The sequence below is a fragment of the Nocardioides gansuensis genome (assembly GCF_003076135.1).
Taxonomy (GTDB): domain Bacteria; phylum Actinomycetota; class Actinomycetes; order Propionibacteriales; family Nocardioidaceae; genus Nocardioides; species Nocardioides gansuensis.
In genome coordinates this window covers 20,933-36,920 of record NZ_QDGZ01000002.1, presented here as the reverse complement: position 1 = coordinate 36,920, position 15,988 = coordinate 20,933, and the positions used below count along the sequence as shown (strand labels likewise).

General features: G+C 67.3%; 16 protein-coding genes. 3 read left to right on the top strand and 13 right to left on the bottom strand.

From position 1 onward, the window contains the following. Positions 1 to 16: 16 nt before the first annotated feature. From DDE18_RS04430 to DDE18_RS23920, 3 genes are all read left to right on the top strand, one after another. Complete coding sequence (locus DDE18_RS04430) at positions 17 to 1,579, top strand: class I adenylate-forming enzyme family protein (RefSeq protein WP_116571056.1); 1,563 nt, start codon at positions 17 to 19, stop codon at positions 1,577 to 1,579. Further along, positions 1,576 to 1,701, top strand: a complete 126-nt coding sequence (locus DDE18_RS23925; RefSeq protein ID WP_281258339.1) for a hypothetical protein — start codon at positions 1,576 to 1,578, stop codon at positions 1,699 to 1,701. Before DDE18_RS04430 ends, DDE18_RS23925 begins: the two co-directional genes overlap by 4 nt. 86 nt (positions 1,702 to 1,787) lie before the next feature. After that, positions 1,788 to 1,919, top strand: coding sequence for a hypothetical protein (locus DDE18_RS23920; RefSeq protein WP_281258338.1), 132 nt, complete (start codon positions 1,788 to 1,790; stop codon positions 1,917 to 1,919). Here DDE18_RS23920 and DDE18_RS04420 read toward each other — a convergent pair. From DDE18_RS04420 to DDE18_RS04360, 13 genes are all read right to left on the bottom strand, one after another. Beyond that, positions 1,904 to 3,010: a Gfo/Idh/MocA family protein gene (locus DDE18_RS04420; RefSeq protein ID WP_116571054.1), complete on the bottom strand. Its 1,107-nt coding sequence runs from the start codon at positions 3,008 to 3,010 to the stop codon at positions 1,904 to 1,906. The genes DDE18_RS23920 and DDE18_RS04420 overlap by 16 nt on opposite strands. After that, positions 3,003 to 3,830: an SDR family NAD(P)-dependent oxidoreductase gene (locus tag DDE18_RS04415; RefSeq protein ID WP_245916489.1), complete on the bottom strand. Its 828-nt coding sequence runs from the start codon at positions 3,828 to 3,830 to the stop codon at positions 3,003 to 3,005. The genes DDE18_RS04420 and DDE18_RS04415 overlap by 8 nt, the downstream gene beginning before the upstream one ends. Positions 3,831 to 3,947: 117 nt before the next feature. Then, complete coding sequence (locus DDE18_RS04410) at positions 3,948 to 5,195, bottom strand: ABC transporter substrate-binding protein (RefSeq protein ID WP_116571052.1); 1,248 nt, start codon at positions 5,193 to 5,195, stop codon at positions 3,948 to 3,950. 57 nt (positions 5,196 to 5,252) lie between these two features. Then, positions 5,253 to 6,125, bottom strand: coding sequence for a branched-chain amino acid ABC transporter permease (locus DDE18_RS04405; RefSeq protein ID WP_165821029.1), 873 nt, complete (start codon positions 6,123 to 6,125; stop codon positions 5,253 to 5,255). An 8-nt stretch (positions 6,126 to 6,133) separates the two neighbouring features. Beyond that, positions 6,134 to 6,937 carry an ABC transporter ATP-binding protein gene (locus tag DDE18_RS04400; RefSeq protein ID WP_116571050.1) on the bottom strand — a complete coding sequence of 268 codons (804 nt, stop codon included), beginning with the start codon at positions 6,935 to 6,937 and terminating at the stop codon, positions 6,134 to 6,136. Next, positions 6,934 to 7,665, bottom strand: a complete 732-nt coding sequence (locus DDE18_RS04395; RefSeq protein ID WP_116571049.1) for an ABC transporter ATP-binding protein — start codon at positions 7,663 to 7,665, stop codon at positions 6,934 to 6,936. Before DDE18_RS04395 ends, DDE18_RS04400 begins: the two co-directional genes overlap by 4 nt. After that, entirely contained in the window at positions 7,662 to 8,756 is a 1,095-nt protein-coding gene (locus DDE18_RS04390; protein ID WP_165821028.1) for a branched-chain amino acid ABC transporter permease, read from the bottom strand. The genes DDE18_RS04395 and DDE18_RS04390 overlap by 4 nt, the downstream gene beginning before the upstream one ends. Before the next feature lie 467 nt (positions 8,757 to 9,223). Continuing rightward, on the bottom strand, positions 9,224 to 10,726 hold the full coding sequence (locus tag DDE18_RS04385) for an aldehyde dehydrogenase family protein (protein ID WP_116571047.1): 1,503 nt from the start codon (positions 10,724 to 10,726) through the stop codon (positions 9,224 to 9,226). A 32-nt stretch (positions 10,727 to 10,758) separates the two neighbouring features. Beyond that, positions 10,759 to 11,535: an enoyl-CoA hydratase gene (locus tag DDE18_RS04380; RefSeq protein WP_116571046.1), complete on the bottom strand. Its 777-nt coding sequence runs from the start codon at positions 11,533 to 11,535 to the stop codon at positions 10,759 to 10,761. Beyond that, on the bottom strand, positions 11,532 to 12,455 hold the full coding sequence (gene mmsB / locus DDE18_RS04375; protein WP_116571045.1) for a 3-hydroxyisobutyrate dehydrogenase: 924 nt from the start codon (positions 12,453 to 12,455) through the stop codon (positions 11,532 to 11,534). Before mmsB ends, DDE18_RS04380 begins: the two co-directional genes overlap by 4 nt. Positions 12,456 to 12,505: 50 nt before the next feature. Further along, the gene (locus tag DDE18_RS04370) at positions 12,506 to 13,555 is read right to left on the bottom strand and encodes an enoyl-CoA hydratase/isomerase family protein (protein ID WP_116571044.1); all 1,050 of its coding nucleotides are present in this window, start codon (positions 13,553 to 13,555) and stop codon (positions 12,506 to 12,508) included. Next, positions 13,552 to 14,694, bottom strand: coding sequence for an acyl-CoA dehydrogenase family protein (locus DDE18_RS04365; protein WP_116571043.1), 1,143 nt, complete (start codon positions 14,692 to 14,694; stop codon positions 13,552 to 13,554). The genes DDE18_RS04370 and DDE18_RS04365 overlap by 4 nt, the downstream gene beginning before the upstream one ends. Then, positions 14,691 to 15,887 carry a CaiB/BaiF CoA transferase family protein gene (locus tag DDE18_RS04360; RefSeq protein WP_116571042.1) on the bottom strand — a complete coding sequence of 399 codons (1,197 nt, stop codon included), beginning with the start codon at positions 15,885 to 15,887 and terminating at the stop codon, positions 14,691 to 14,693. Before DDE18_RS04360 ends, DDE18_RS04365 begins: the two co-directional genes overlap by 4 nt. Between the last annotated feature and the right edge of the window lie 101 nt (positions 15,888 to 15,988).

Genomic DNA, 15,988 nt, shown 5'->3' with positions numbered 1-15,988 from the left:
ACGTACAAGGAACTCCATGGTTACCAACGCAAACATCGCGACCGCTCTGTGGCGCTCGGCCGACGAGGCCCCGGACGCCACTGCCCTCAAGGACCTGACGGCCGGCAGCGTCAGCACCTACGACGAGCTCAGAAGGGCATCGGCCGAGGTAGCTGCAGGCTGGCGTGCACGTGGGCTGGAGCCGGGGGATCGTGTGGCGCTCCTGCTGCACAACTCGTGCGAGTACGTCGAGGTGTTCCTCGGGTCCCTGGCTGCCGGCCTGGTGGTCGTCCCGCTGAACACACGCCTGACCGTCCAGGACTTCGCGCACATGCTGAACGACGCCGCCGTGTCGGCGCTGGTGACCGATGCGGACTTCCTGCGCCAGCTGCGCTCCGACCCCACGATCCAGGTCCCGCTGGTGGTCGACGTGACGGGTTCCTCAGCGGACGGCATCAGCCTTTCCGAGCTTCGGGCAGAAGACGACCATCGAGATCCCGAGCACAAGGAGCCGGGCGACCTGTGCTCATTGATGTACACCAGTGGCACCACTGGTGCGCCGAAGGCGGTCATGCTGAGCCACCGGTCGTGGAGCAGCGTCAGCGACACCTGCGTCGACCTGCTCGGGTTCGAGACGGGCATCTCGGTCATGCATCCGGCGCCCCTCACCCATGGGGCCGGGTTCCTGTTGCTGCCCACCCTGCGACACCAGGGCACCAATCTGCTAGTTCGGTCCTTCGACCCACGGGACACTGCCGACCGCATCGCCTCGGGCGAGGCGCAGGGCATGTTCCTCGTGCCGTCGATGATCCGGATGCTCCTCGACTCCCTTCCACAGGAGTGGCGGCCGTCGGACAAGTTCCGCTGGATCTACTACGCAGGCTCCCCCATCGACCCCTCGACCTTCGTGGAGGCGGCGCGAGCCTTCGAGGGGAACATGGTGCAGTCCTTCGCCCAGATGGAGTCGCCCATGTTCCTCACGGCCCTGGACGCTGACGTGCACCGTCGGGCGATGGAAGATCCCGGCTCACCCCTCATCCGGTCGGCGGGGAAGTTGATCGACGGCCGTCAGATCCGGATCGTCGACGCCGACGGCAAGGAGGCGCCGACGGGCGAAGCCGGTGAGGTGTGGGCCAAGGCTCCGCAGGTCATGAGCGGTTACTGGAACCGACCGGAGGAGTCCGACAAGACTCTCGCCGGAGGCTGGCTGCACACCGGTGACGTCGGCTACCTCGACGAGGACGCCTACCTGTTCCTCGTGGACCGCGTCAAGGACATGATCGTGTCCGGCGGTTCCAACGTGTACGCCCGCGAGGTGGAGGACGTCCTCATCGCGATCGAGGGCGTCGAACGCGCCGCTGTCGTCGGACTGCCACATCGCATCTGGGGCGAAGAGGTCACCGCCGTGCTCGTGCGCGCCGAGGGGGCCATTCTGGATGACGACGCGGTGATCGCGCATTGCCGCCAGGCGCTCGCCGGATACAAGGTCCCGAAGAGGGTTGTGTGGCTCGACCAGCTCCCGACGAACTCCTACGGAAAGGTTCTCAAGAGGGACCTTCGCAGCAGTCTGACGACGCAGCTGGAGGCGACCGCACGATGACGACGGCCCATGCCCGGCTCCTGGTCTTCTCGTCCCCGCGCTCGGTGTCCGACGAAGGCGCGTTCGACGAGTGGTACGACGAGGTGCACATTCCCCAGGTGGCGAGGTGGTCCCCGGTGTGATCTCGGGCCAGCGCTTCGTCCTGTCCCCGACGCAGCTGGGTGTCGAGGTCGCAGAAGGGCCTCGAAGGCGACTGACGATCTATGAGGTGGAGGCAGGTCGAGTCATGGAGGTCGTGTCGGGGCTGGGTGCCGCCCTGCGGGACGGGACGCTCGATCAGACGGAGCTCATCGACCGCACCTCGGCGCCACCTGAGGTCGTCGTCTACGAAGCAGGCTGAGAGCCGGTCCGGCCGGTCCGCGAGGATGATCTCGCCGAGCCCACAAGGCGATGCAGCTGCACGGCGTCGCGAAAACCCGGCAGCGCGGACACGCCGGTCTGCACTGCGTCGGCCACGTGCTGCCACACGCCCAGCAGTGGCACAACCGCGGGGTCCGTCGTCGGCAGACCAGCAGTCAGGTCCTCCCAGCTGATCGTTCGTGAACCTGACCCGTCGTGGACTTCGATCGACATCCGCGTCATCTGGGGAAGGGCGAGGGCACCCCGCACGACCAGCGCTCCTCGTGTGCCCCGGATCTCCCAGTGCATTCCGGGAAGCCCGAACTCCGGCACGCCTGGGCGCAGGTGGATCGTGGCCAGGGCGCCGGATGCCGACCCCACCACCGCGACATGGTCCGGGCTCGACGAGTGGATCTCGCGCCCCGTGTCCTTCAGGCGGACCTGTGGGTAGGCCGTACGGCTCGCGCCAACGAGCGAGTCCCACGGCCCGATCACGTGCCCGATGGCGTCGACGAGGTGGGCGAGGGCGATGGTGCCGAGGTGGGCGCCGTTGCGCGGCTCGAGCTGGTAGGAGCTCCGACTGTTCTGGATCGGCGTACCAACCAGCCCGTTACCGGTCACGACGGTGTCGAGGATCTCCCCGATGCCGCCGTCCCGGAGCTCCTTGTGAACCAGCTCGACGGCAGGCGAGCTGCGCGACTGGAGGCCGACGAACGTCAGCCGGCCAGCTGCAGCGGCCTCCCGAAGAAGCAGCTCGGCCTCCACGGTGGATCGCCCCAGGGGCCACTCGCAGTACACGTGCTTGCCCGCACGCAGCGCCTCCACGACCGCGGCTTTGTGATCGGGGACCTTGACGGTGACCAGCACGACCTCGACTGCGGGATCTCTCACGAGCGAGCCCGCATCAGGATGTGCCCTCTCGACACCGTGCGCTCGGGCCGCAGCCTGCGCGGTGTCTGCCGAGGACGCTGAACAGGCCACGAGCTGCACGGCATCGACGTGGCGGAGGGCCGGGACGTGGGACTTGGCAGCCCATCCGCCTGTGGCACTGAGGCCGATCACGCCGACCCCGACCGGCTGACCGTCAGGCATCGGGCCTCCCCTCGTCGACTATTCGATCGAGCTGCGGCGAACCAGGCAAAGGCGGGGGTGCACGATGGGTGCGACGCGAGGCGACGTAGCCACCATCGACAGTCACCCGGGAACCCGAGACGTAGGTGGCCCCTTCAGATACGAGGAAGCCGATGACCTCCGCGACCTCCTCTGCTCGACCGAGCCGACCCGCCGGAATGCGCTCCATGGCCTTGCGCGTCCAGTCGAACTTCGTGCCGCGGGTGCCCATCGGGGTCTCGATCACTCCGGGCGAAACGGCATTGACCCGCACCTCGGGGGCGAGCCCTGCAGCCAGACGGTCTGTCTCCCGCAGCAGCGCCCACTTGCTGTACATGTAGGCGTCGACGGGTTCCGGGACCGCGAGTACGACCTCCTCGAGAAAGCCGTCACGCAGTGGGTGCGCGAGCAGCTCGGCATGGCGACCGTCCGACAGCTCGCCCGTGATGGAGGCGACGTTCACGATCGATCCTCCGGAACGCAGGTGCACTGTGCTCGCCACCCACATCGGCGCCAACAGGTTGACCGACCAGATGAGCCTCGGATTCTCGGTATCCGGGCCGAGCCCCGCGGCGTTGACCAACGCATCGACCTCCACGTCCGCCAGTGCCTCGGCGACGGAAGCGCGTTGGCTCAGGTCCACGACGATGCTGCGAGCCGTGACGCCAGCGTCCTGGAGCCGAACCAGGCCCTCCGCATCAACATCTACGCCGGTGACGGCGAAGCCGCGCGTCGCCAGGTGGCACGCGGTGGCGGCACCCATGCCGGACGCTGCGCCGGTGACCAATGCCTGCATGACCATCTGCAACACCCCTTGGACGACAGACTGATGTGATTTCTCGTGGCACGATTCCGCGGACCGTGGTCTCGAGATGCCAATCGCGGACCTGCCGAACGGGCAGGCCCGCGACGTGGCGGGTCAGGACGCGGGGACCTCGGCCTCGAGGCTGTAGACAGTGGCGGCGAAGGCCTTGCCGTCCAGTGCCGGGATGATGCTCTTGCCGTCGAATGAGTAGAAGACCCCCGACTTCGTGGCGAGGTGGTCCTCCGGGGTGAACGCCATGGGGTTCGGCGTGAATCCGTCGGTCTCCACCTCGATGTCATTGAGCGTATCGACCAGGGCGGCGCGGTCGCAGTCCTCGCCGCAGTCCTCTAGCGCCTTCACGACCATGAGACCGAGGAGGTAGCCCTGCGTGTACTGGGTTGCAGACTTCGCGACGTCCTGATCACCGGCCGCGTCGACCAGCTCCACGAACTTCTGCGTCCCCGGCTCCTTGCTCTCGGTGTCGTACTGCGCAGCCGTCCGGAGGACGTAGAGGTCCTTGTCGCCGATCGTCTCCAATGTCTTCGTGGCAGCGCCATACGAGAAGTTCACGATCGGCCCGAAGAACCCCAGGTCGCGAATCTTCTGGGCGAGGGCCACCAACACGCCGTCGGGTGCCTGCAGCAACAGGATGTCCGGCGTGCCGTCGATGAGCCGCTGCGCCTGGGCAGTGATGTCACCCGGACTCACCGGCAGCGTGACTCGGCTGCTGATGGTGAAGCCCCGGTCGGACTCGAGCTGCTCCACGTTGTCGCCCCACGCCTCACCGGCCGGACTCTCCACCGGTCCGATACCCGCCGTGAAGTCGTCCGTTCCCAGCAGCTCGCTCGCGAACTCGACCATCGGCTGGGCGTTCGACGAGGACGTTTGGTCAATCTGGAACATCGTCTCCTTGACCGGGTCCAGGATTGCGGGCGATGCGGCCTGGGCCAGGAAGGCCACCTTCTCGCGCTCGAGGGTCGGAAGCACACCCTCGACGACGGTGCTGATGTTGCCACCCGTCACGATGAGCACGTCCTGGGACAGCAGTGACCGAGCCGCTGTGATGCCGGCTGCGGGGTCAGTTTCGTCGTCCTCCGTCACCAGTTCGATCTGACGCCCGTTGACGCCGCCGTTGTCGTTGGCGTCATCGATGGCGAGCTTGACGCCTCCCAGCATGGCGGTGCCAACCGGGGCGAGCGGCCCTGAGAGGCTGCCCAGGAAGCCGATCTGGTAAGGCCCACGGTCGGATCCCGACGCGCCGTCGCCCCCGCCGCAGGCGGCGAGCATCGACATTGCTACCGAGACCGACATGGACACGGCGGCGATCCGCTTCCAGCGGGCCTTGGACTTCGCACTACTCATGATGCTGCCTCTTTCTCGGGTAGGCGTCGGACTGCCCGACGCCTTGCGGGGTCACGCTCAGACGCGGTCCACGATGGGTGAGCCGAAGAGGCCCCGGGGACGCACGATCAGGACGACCAGGACAACCGCGAAGCCAGCAGCAATGCTGGTCTGCGTGTCCCAGACGACTGCTGCGTACTGCTGCACGAGGGCGAGGATCAGGCCGCCGGCCAGACAGCCCTTGATGCTGTCCATCCCGCCGATCATGGCGGCGGGGAAGGCCAGGAGCCCGATCTCCGTGATGGTGGGGTCGACCGGTAGGCGCACGGCGAAGCTGACGCCGGCGATCACCCCGACCGCGGCTGCGATCGCCCATGCCACGCCGAACCACACCGTCAGCGGCATGCCGCTGTAGGCGGATAGTGTCGAGTTCTCCGCGGTCGCCCTGAGCCGGACCCCCATGGGGGAGACGGTGATCAGCCAGTAGAGAATCATCCAGAGCACGATTCCCGTCACCAGGATGGCGACATCCACCCGACTGATCACTGCGCCGCCGGGAAGGCCCCAGTTCACCCGATCGCCCGGGACGTCCAGGAATCGGGGATCCGATCCCCAGATGAGCTGGGCGATGTTGAGTCCCGCGATCCCGAGGAACATCGTCAGCAGCATCTGGATCCAGTGCGGCTGGCCAGTCGTCCGGTGGATCACCACGGCGTACAGCACTGCACCTGCGGCGGCCATCATCAGCACGGTCGCGACGAGCGCGAGCGCGAAAGACGTCACGCCTTCGCCTCCCCACAAGGTGATGAACAGCAGAGCGCCGAAGTAGAGGAACTGCGCCTGGAGGAAGTTGAACACCCGGCTCGCGCGGTAGACCACGACGTAGCCGAGGGCGACCAGGCTGTAGATCACTCCCACGACCAGGGCGCCGACCAACGTCTGGTAAGCCATTCCCATGCTCATAACGGTTCCTTCGTCGTGACTTCGGTGTCTGGCCGGCCGATGTAGGAGTCGATGACCCTCGGGTCAGCAAGCACTGTGGCGTTGTCGCCCGTGGCGATGACCTGCCCGGCGTCCAGCACCACCAGTCGGTGAGCGAGTGCCGATACGAAACCCAGGTCGTGGTCGACCAGGAGCTGGGCGATGCCACGTGAGTCGCGAATGGCGGCGATAGCCCCGGACATGACCCGCTTCTCCTCGCTCGTGAGGCCAGCGGCGGGCTCGTCCATCAGCAGAATCTCGGGCTCGCAGGCCAGGGCTCGACCGAGGTCGACGAGCTTCCGAACGCCGTACGGCAGGTTCTCGTAGGCGGTGTTGGCCCGGACCACGTCGGCGATGCCCAACTCAGTTGCGAGCTCGAGGACCAGCGAGCGAGCCTGCCGCTCGCGTCGACGGGCGGAAGGCCACCCCACGGCATAGGCGAGGAACCCGGACGACAGAAAGCGGTCACGGCCCAGCAACATGACGTCGGCCGCCCCCATCCCAGAGAGGCTCTCGGCCTGCTGGAAGGTACGGGACACGCCGAGCAGGGACACCTGCCGAGGATCGAGGCCCCTGATGTCGCGGCCTCCGATCCTGACGTGGCCCTCCTGGGGGGCGTAGAACCCGGTGAGGCAGTTGATGAGGCTCGACTTGCCCGCTCCGTTCGGGCCGATGAGCCCCACGATCTCCTGCGCCGACAGGTCGAAGGACACGTCAGACAGTGCGGAGACGCCCCCGAAGTGGAGGGAAACCGCCTCGCACTGCAGTGCGCGGGCGCTCACAACGCTGCCTTCGAGTAGCCCTCGCGGATCAGGCGTTCGTGCACGTCCGGCCCGGCCTCGAGCTGCAGGTGTCCGGAATCCATCGTGTAGACGCGCTGGGCGAGGTGCTGGGTGGACCGCACGTTCTGGTCCACCAGCAGGAGCGCGAGGTTGCGCTCCACCATGATGCGGCCGAGAGCACTCATCATGTCGAGGACGATGATCGGTGCGAGCCCCAACGACGGCTCGTCCACCAGGAGCACGTCGGGGGCGCCGATGAGGGCACCGGTGATGGCAAGCATCTGCTGCTCACCACCGCTGAGGAGTCCCGCTGGACGATCGGCGGGAAGACGTGACAGGGCCGGGAACATGTCCAGGGCCAGGTCCTTGTCCTCCTTCAGCCCGGCCTTGGTCCGGCGCCGCTGAGCGAAGATCTCAAGGTTCTCCGAGATGTTGAGCTCCCGGAAGATCTTGTCCCGCTCCGGGATGTACGAGATGCCCATCCGGGCGCGCTTGGTCGGGGACAGCCGCGAGATGCTGACGCCGTCAACCGTCACCTCGCCCCGGGTCTCGACACCTTCATGCGGCAGGAATCCGCAGATGGCGCGGACGAGGCTGGTCTTCCCTGCTCCGTTGGCACCAAGTACGACGACACACTCGCCGCGGTCGACGCTCAGGCTCGCTCCGTGCACAGCAGCGGCGCCCCGGCTGTAGCGGACACTGACGTCCGTCGCCTCCAGGTAGCTCACAGCTTCCTCCGGAACAGTCGCGACATCGACGAGCCGATGCCGACAAGCCCACGAGGCTGGAAGATCACCATCGCTGAGACCACCAGTCCCACGACGGCCCCTTGGACGAGGTAGATCTGCGTGGTCTCAATGACGTCCGCCAGCCCCAACACGAGACGCAGCTCGCGGATGACGTACGGGAGAACCACGATGACGCCCGCACCGATGACGGGTCCGTACACCGTTCCGAGCCCTCCGAGGATGACCATGGCCAGGTACTCGATCGCGATGTGGAAGCTCTGGAAGGTGCCGTAGCTGACGTTGCCGATGTAGTAGGCCGTGAAGGCGCCTGACACCCCGATGAGCACCGAGCTCAGCGCAAAGGCACTCACCTTGTGCCGCGTGACGGAGATGCCGCTCATCAAGGCGAGGGCCGGCCGTTCCCGGATGGCGTGAAGTGCACGACCCGGCCGGCTGGTGACCAGGGCTCGGTAGCCGAGGAGCACGAGCACCAAGAAGACGGACAAGAACACGAACCAGGCCCTGAGGTCGAGCAGCTCCCACCCGAGGATCGTCGCAATCGGCACGACCAGGCCGCTGTCTCCGACCTGCCGGGTCTGCCACTCGCGGAGCGCCCAGATGGTGACGAAATGGAAGCCCATGGTCGCGATCGCCAAGTACAAGCCCGTGATCCGCAGCGCCGGAAGCGCAACGATCATGCCCACGATTCCGCAGACGATCCCCGAGAGGACCACGGCGAGGACGAACGGCACCTCCATCTCGCGGTTGACACCCGCGACGACGAATGCGCCGATTGCCAGCAGGCCGGCGTTGCCCACGGAGATGAGCCCAGTGTGGCCCAGCAGGAGGTCCAGTCCGATCGCACCGAGCGCCGCGATGATTGCCAGGTTTGCGACGTCGATCCAGAGTTCCGAGCCGGTGGCACCCAGCACGACGAGCACTGCCACCATCGCGACCAAGGGCCCGACGTTCGACCCAGAGCCGACCAGCCGCCGTACTGGACTCATAGGTCGGGCGCCGCGGCTGCGGCCCACATGCGGCTGGCCGCCCTCGGCGACCGCCACTGGCTCGACAACTTGCTTGGGACTCACCCCAACACCTCTCCTCGACCGGATCTGCCCAAGGTCACGCGCGCCGCCTGCGGGCGACGTGCTCGTCCTCAGCGTTCGCCTTGGCCACATCAACTCCGACGTGGATTCGACTGTGAAGACGCGCCCGCCGTTGTTATGACGAGCCGCACACGATGCGATCGAGGAAACCACGTCAGCGCCCGGGTTGTCAACAAGCGTTTGTTTTTATCTCGGCGGCCGACTCGATCGCCGCGAACCCGCCGTCCAAGCGCACGGACAGCAGGCAACGCGCCGAGCACTTCGTGCCGGTCTTAGGGACACGTGCGAGACAGAAACCAGCACCGCGCACGGCGTCGCGGTCGGTGTTGCGCGCGACATGGTTGAGGCTCTGCGGGCACACGGGGCGCGCCCCGGCCCGGGTTGTGGCCCGCCAATCTCCGGTCGCAGCTTGCTTCCGTCAGATCGTCGTCGTAACGCTCATGCCCCTCTTAGTAGGTCAGCTTCACGTTGATCTGCTTGGTCTGGGTGAAGCCTTCGATGGCACCCTCGATGGAGAACTCCCGACCGATGCCGGACTCCTTGTAGCCGCCGTAGGACTGGCCCACGACCTGGCCGCCGCCTTGGTTGACCTGCACCCAGCCCGATTCGATGCGGTGGGCCGTCCCGAGGGCCTCGTCGAGGTCGGCCGACCACACGAAGGCGGCCAGGCCGTAGTGGGAGTCGTTGGCCATGGCGACCACGTCATCCACGTCGCGCCACGGAATGACGACCAGCACGGGTCCGAAGATCTCCTCGCGGGCGCAGCGCCACTCGTTGCTAACACCGGCGAGGATGGTGGGGCCTTGGTAGTAACCCTGCAGCCCCTCGGGCACGAACTCGCTGCCGTCGAGGACGACGCGGACCCCGGGCTGCTGCTTGGCCTCGTCGACGTACGCCCGGACGCTCGCATGCTGCTTGGCGCTGATGATCGTGCCCATGTCGGTCTCCTCCGCGAGGGGGTCGCCGACCTTGAGCCCCTCCACGTGCCGGGTGAGGACGGCGAGGAACTCCTCGTAGACGTCCTCGTGGACGAAGAGGCGTGAGCCCGCCGTGCAGGACTGGCCCTGCCGGGTGAAGCGCATCGCGAGCAAGCAACCCGCCGCGGTAGCCTCGATGCGCTCGGGGGAGGCAGCCGAGGGGAACACGATGTTGGGGCTCTTACCGCCGAGCTCGAGGGACACGTGAGTCAGGCGCTCGCCCGCGGCGGTGGCGACGTGGCGTCCCACCTCGGTGGAGCCGGTGAACGAGATCTTGTCGATGCCGCGGTGCTGGACGATGGCCTCGCCCACGACGCTGCCCTGTCCGGTGACGACGTTGAGCACGCCGGCGGGCAGGTGCTCACCTGCGATCTCGGCCAGCCGCAGGATGGTGAGCGGGGCGTCCTCCGCGGGCTTGACGACCAGCGTGTTGCCGGCGACCAGCGCCGCGGGGATCTTCATAGCGGCGATCATCAGCGGCGAGTTCCACGGCAGGATCGCGCCGACCACGCCCAGCGGCTCGATGCGGGTGTACTGCAGCTGGTCCTCGCCCGCGGGGAGCACCGTTCCCTTGAACTCACCGGCGACGCCAGCGAAATAGCGGAACAGCGCGACGAGCGTGGCCGACTCAGGACGTGCCTGTGTGCGGAGGGCGTTGCCGGTGTCCTGCGCGGTCAGCACCGCGAGGGCCTCCGCCTCGGCCTCCAGGGCGTCGGCGATCCGCAGCAGCGCCCGTTGCCGGACGGTGAAGTGCAATGCTGCCCAGGTCGGCTGCGCAGCGCGTGCAGCGGCTACGGCGCGGTCGACATCCGTAGCCGTGCCAGAAGGCACGCGGGCGAGCACCGTGCCCTCGCGGGACGGGCAAGTCGCGTCGGTCCACGACCCGTCAGCGGGGCCGACCCACTGGCCGTCGATGTACATGGGCCATTCGGGGACGTCGGTGCCCTCGAGCTCGAGGATGGTCTGGTACTTCATCGATGCTTCCTCAACAATCTGGGGGTCGGTGGTCAGGAGTGCGTGAAGTTCGGCTTGCGCTTCTCGGTGAAGGCAGCCATTCCCTCGGCCCGGTCGGCCAGTGCGAAGGTCGCGTGGAAGGTGCGGCGTTCGAAACGAACGCCGTCGGAGAGGGTCGACTCGAACGCCTCGGCAACTGCTTCCTTGGCCGCGTACACGGCAGGCAGCGACATGGACGCGATCTTGTCGGCGACCTCGAGGGCCTCCTCGAGCAGCCGCTCGGTCGGGACGACCCGTGCCACGAGTCCGGCGCGCTCCGCCTCCTCGACGCCCATCATCCGGCCCGTGAGGATGAGGTCCATCGCCTTCGACTTGCCAACGGCGCGCGTGAGCCTCTGACTGCCCCCGATGCCCGGGATGGTGCCGAGGGTGATCTCCGGCTGACCGAACTTCGCGTTCTCTGCAGCCAGCAGGAGGTCGCACATCATCGCGACCTCGCATCCGCCACCCAGTGCGTAGCCGGCGACGGCGGCGACGGTCGGCGTCCGCAGAGCGGCGAAGCGGTCCCAGTCTGCGAACCAGTCGGCCAGGAGGACGTCGGCGTAGCCTTGCGACGCCATCTCCTTGATGTCGGCCCCGGCCGCGAAGGCCTTCTCCGACCCAGTGACGACGATCGCACCGATGCCGCGGTCCCGGTCGAAGTCGGTCGCAGCGGCGACGACCTCGCGCATCAGGGTGGAGTTGAGAGCGTTCAGCGCGTGGGGGCGGTTGAGCGTGATGACTCCGACGCGTCCCCGGCGCTCGATGAGGATGGTCTCGTAGGCGCTCACGGTCGGATCCCCGTGGTGGGCTCGAGGGGCTCTTCACGAACGAGCTCGATCACAGCGGAGAAGTCCAGCCCACGCCCCTTGTGCCGCGCGAAGTCTCGGAAGATGTTGGCGGCGAGCTGACCCATGCGCGCGTCCGTCAAGGTGTCGTCGGCTGCCTTCATGGCCAGGGTGAGGTCCTTAGCCATGAGTGGCGATGCGAACCCCGGAGCGTACTCGCGATTGGCCGGACTGGTCGGTACGGGCCCAGGAACGGGGCAGTTGGTGGTGAGTGCCCAGCACTGGCCTGAGGCAGTCGAGGCCACGTCGAAGAGCGCCTGGTGAGTGAGCCCGAGCCGTTCCCCGAGGACGAATGCCTCCGAGACTCCGACCATGGTGATGCCGAGGATCATGTTGTTGCAAATCTTGGCTGCCTGACCGGCACCGACGCCGCCGCAGTGGACGACGCGGCCGGCCATTGGCTCGAGGACGGGTGCCGCGGTCGCTACATCTTCGTCAGACCCGCCCACCATGAACGTGAGGGTTCCGGCCGCGGCGCCACCGACACCGCCGGAGACGGGTGCATCGATGAAGCGAGCCCCGGCAGCAGTCGCCAGCTCGGCGGCGGTGCGGGAGTCCTGCACCGCGATCGTGGAGGAGTCGATGAGCAGCGCGCCCGGGGCAACGGCGTCGAGCACGCCGCTGCCGTAGACCTCGAGGAGGTGGTGCCCGGAGGGCAGCATGGTGACGACCACGTCGGCACCCTTGGCAGCCTCCGCGGCGCTGGAGGCGACTGCGATGCCGTTGGACACCGCCGACTCAGCGGCTGCAGGGACGGGATCGAACCCGGTGACGACGAATCCTGCCTTGACCAAATTGGCGGCCATGGGGCCGCCCATGTTGCCGAGACCGATGAAGGCCACGGTCTGCTGTGTGGTGGACATGCGAGTCCTTCCGGATGGCGCAGGGAGATCCTGCGGATGGGTGGGGTGGCTTAGTCGTGCGCGCCAAGAGGCGCGAAGTAGGCGTCGACGTCTTCGGGGTCCACGTCGTCGACGGTGGCCGGCTTCCAGTGAGGGGTCCGGTCCTTGTCGATGACCTGTGCGCGGATTCCCTCTGGGAAGTCATGGCCGCGCAGCATGCGTACGGCGATGCGGTACTCCTGGTCGAGCGCCTGGGTCAGCCCACTCATCGAGCGGGCAGTACGCAATGCGCGCAGGGTCACGGCGAGCGCCGTTGGCGACTTCGAGCTGACCGCTTCGAGCGCCACGGCTGCCGCAGGAGCGCCACTGGTGCTGAGTGCCTGGACGATGCCCGCAACGTCCTCGTGGCCGAAGCATTCGTCGATCCAGTCGCGTTGGTCGGCGAGCGCGGAGGGCGGACGCGCCCGAGCGACCTCGCGCAGCGCCTCGTCAGCGCTGACAGCGCCCAGCAGGTCCAGCAGAGCATCGAGGTCCCCGGAGTGGACGAAGTGGTCGGCGAGCCCGGTCTCGAGCGCGTCACCCGCATCAAGGTGTCCTGCAGTCAGGGCGACGTAGGTGCCGAGCTCACCGGGGGCGTGGGAGAGCAGCCAGGTGCCACCGACGTCCGGGACGAATCCGATGCCGGTCTCCGGCATCCCGATTCGGGTGCGTTCAGTCACGACTCGATGGGAGGCGTGCGCAGACACCCCGACCCCTCCGCCGAGCACGATGCCGTCCATGAAGGCGACGTAGGGCTTGGGATACTCGGCGATCAGCGCATTGAGGTCGTACTCGTCGCGCCAGAAGTCCTCGGTGCCAGTCCCTCCCGTGCGGGCGTCCTCGTAGATGGCCACGATGTCGCCGCCCGCGCACAGCCCGCGATCGCCACTGCCGGCGAGTACGACGGTGGAGATGGTTGGGTCGCCGGCCCACTCGGCCAGGGTGCGGCTCATGATGGCGACCATCTCGTGGGTGAGCGCGTTGAGGGCGCGGGGCCGGTTCAGAGTTATCACACCGGCGTGACCCCGACGGTCGATCAGGACGGGAGGCTGGTCGGGCAAGGTGCATGCGTCCGCGTTCATGCGATCCGCTCCAGTGCCGCCCGGCTGACGATCAGTCGCATGATCTCGTTGGTTCCTTCCAGGATCTGGTGCACTCGCAGGTCGCGCACGACGCGCTCCACGCCGTACTCGGAGAGGTAGCCGTAGCCCCCGTGAAGCTGGAGGGCGGCGTTGGCCGCCTCGAAGCAGTGGTCCGTCACGAACTGCTTAGCCATGGCGCAGAGCTTCACCGCGTCGGGGTCGCCGTCGTCTAGGGCTGTCGCTGCCCGCTGCAGCAGGCAGCGGGAGGCCTCGAGACTGGTCTCCATGTCGGCGAGCCGGAACTGGAGCGCCTGCTGAGCGCTGAGCGGCTTGCCGAAGGCGATCCGCTCGCGCATGTGGGTGCTGGCACGGTCCACAGCCCATGACGCTCCGCCGAGCGAGCAGGCCGCGATGTTGAGTCGGCCACCGTTGAGGCCTCGCATCGCGATCCCGAAGCCGTCGCCCTCCTCCCCGAGCTGGTTGGCAGCCGGCACCCGGACGCCGTCCAGGATGACCTGCCGCGTGGGTTGGGCGTTCCAGCCCATCTTTCGCTCGTTGGCTCCGAACGACAGGCCCGCGCTGTCAGCCGGCACCATGAAGGCGGATATCCCGCGTGCCCCGGCGTTACTTGTCCGCGCCATCACGAGGTAGAGGTGCGAGCTCCCCGCGCCGGAGATGAACTGCTTGACCCCGCTGAGGACGTAGGCGTCCCCGTCGCGTTTCGCCGTCGTGCGGATGCCAGCCGCATCGGAGCCTGCGTCGGGCTCCGTCAGGCAGTAGCTCGCCAGCTTCTCCATGCCGATGAGATCCGGCAGCCACTCGGCGCGAACGTCGTCGCCGGCGAAGGTGTCCACCATCCAAGCCACCATGTTGTGGATGCTGATGTAAGCCGCGAGTGCGACGTCACCGCGAGCAAGCTCCTCGAAGATCCGCACCGCGACGGCGCGTGTCAGCTCGGCGCCGCCGTGCTCCTCCTTGGTGTAGATGCCGCCCAGCCCCAGATCCCCCGCCCGCGCGAGCACCTCGACGGGGAACAGCTTCTTCTCGTCACGTTCCTGGGCGTGTGGAGCGAGCTCGCTCTCGGCGAACTTGCGAACCGCCAGGAGCATCGCTTGCAGATCGTCTTCGTCGAGACTCATGCGTTCACTTCCTTGACCGAGTGGCTGTCGAGGCCGAGCCAGGAGCGGACGGCGTCGTTGTGCTGACCGAGTAGTGGCGGCGCGGTGTGGGACTCGCGCCCACCGGCGTAGTCGTTGTCACCGAAGCGCAGCGCGGGGCCTGGCAGCTCGATGCGGCCCAGTACGGGGTGGTCGACCTCGACGACGAGCCCTTGGGATCGGGTCTGCTCCCAGTCGTAGACCTCGTCGAGGGTGCGTACCCGCCCGGCGGGAATGCCGGCCTCGGCGAGCACTCCGAGCCAGTGCTCGGCAGACTCGGTCATCAAGATGTCCTCGAGGACGGCGGTCACGCGGTCGCGATGCTCGACCCGGACAGCATTCTTCGCCCACGACGGGTTCTCGACCTCGATCTCCAGCGCTGCGCACAGCCGGTGCCAGAGCGCGTCGTTGCCGCAGGCGATCTGAATCGGGGCCCCAGCGGTGCGGAAGAGTCCGTACGGGGAAATCGAGGGGTGGTGGTTCCCCTCGCCGCCCGGAACGACGCCTGCGACGGTGTAGCGGGTGCCCTGGAACGCATGGATCCCGACGATGCCAGCGAGCAGGCTGGTGCGCACTGGTCTTGTGCGGCCAGTGCGCTCACGCTCGAGCAGCGCGACCACAACGCCGAAAGCACCGTTCATCCCAGTGAGAAGGTCACCGATCGGCACGCCGACCTTGGTGGGCTCTCCGGCAGGGCCGGTGATGCTCATCAGGCCGGCCTCGCCCTGGGCGATCTGGTCATAGCCGGGACGCTGAGCATCGGGACCGTCGTGGCCGAACCCAGACAGTGAGCACAGCACCAGACCGGGGTTGAGCTCCTCCAGTCGTTCGGGCGAGAGGCCGAGCCGAGCAAGGACGCCGGGGCGGAAGTTCTCGATCAGCACGTCCGCCTGGCGTACGAGTGCCTCAAGCAGTCGGCGGCCGTCATCGGACTTCAGGTCAGCAGTCACCGACTCCTTGTTGCGGTTGCAGGACAAGAAGTAGGTCGAGACGGCGTCGTCGCCCACGAACGGCGGTCCCCACCCCCGGCTCTCGTCGCCCTCGAAGCTCTCGACCTTGATCACCCGCGCGCCAAGATCCGCAAGCATCATCGACGCCTGCGGTCCGGCCAAGGCTCGCGTGAGATCGACGACGACGAACCCATCCAGCAGCGGGGCATCGACCGCTCGGATCATGTCTGGTCACTCCTCATCACATTAGTTGGACGTCCTAGTAGTTCTGGGACGATTTACATGGACGTCCAAGCATTTCGTCAACGTCGCCAATCTCACAGGCA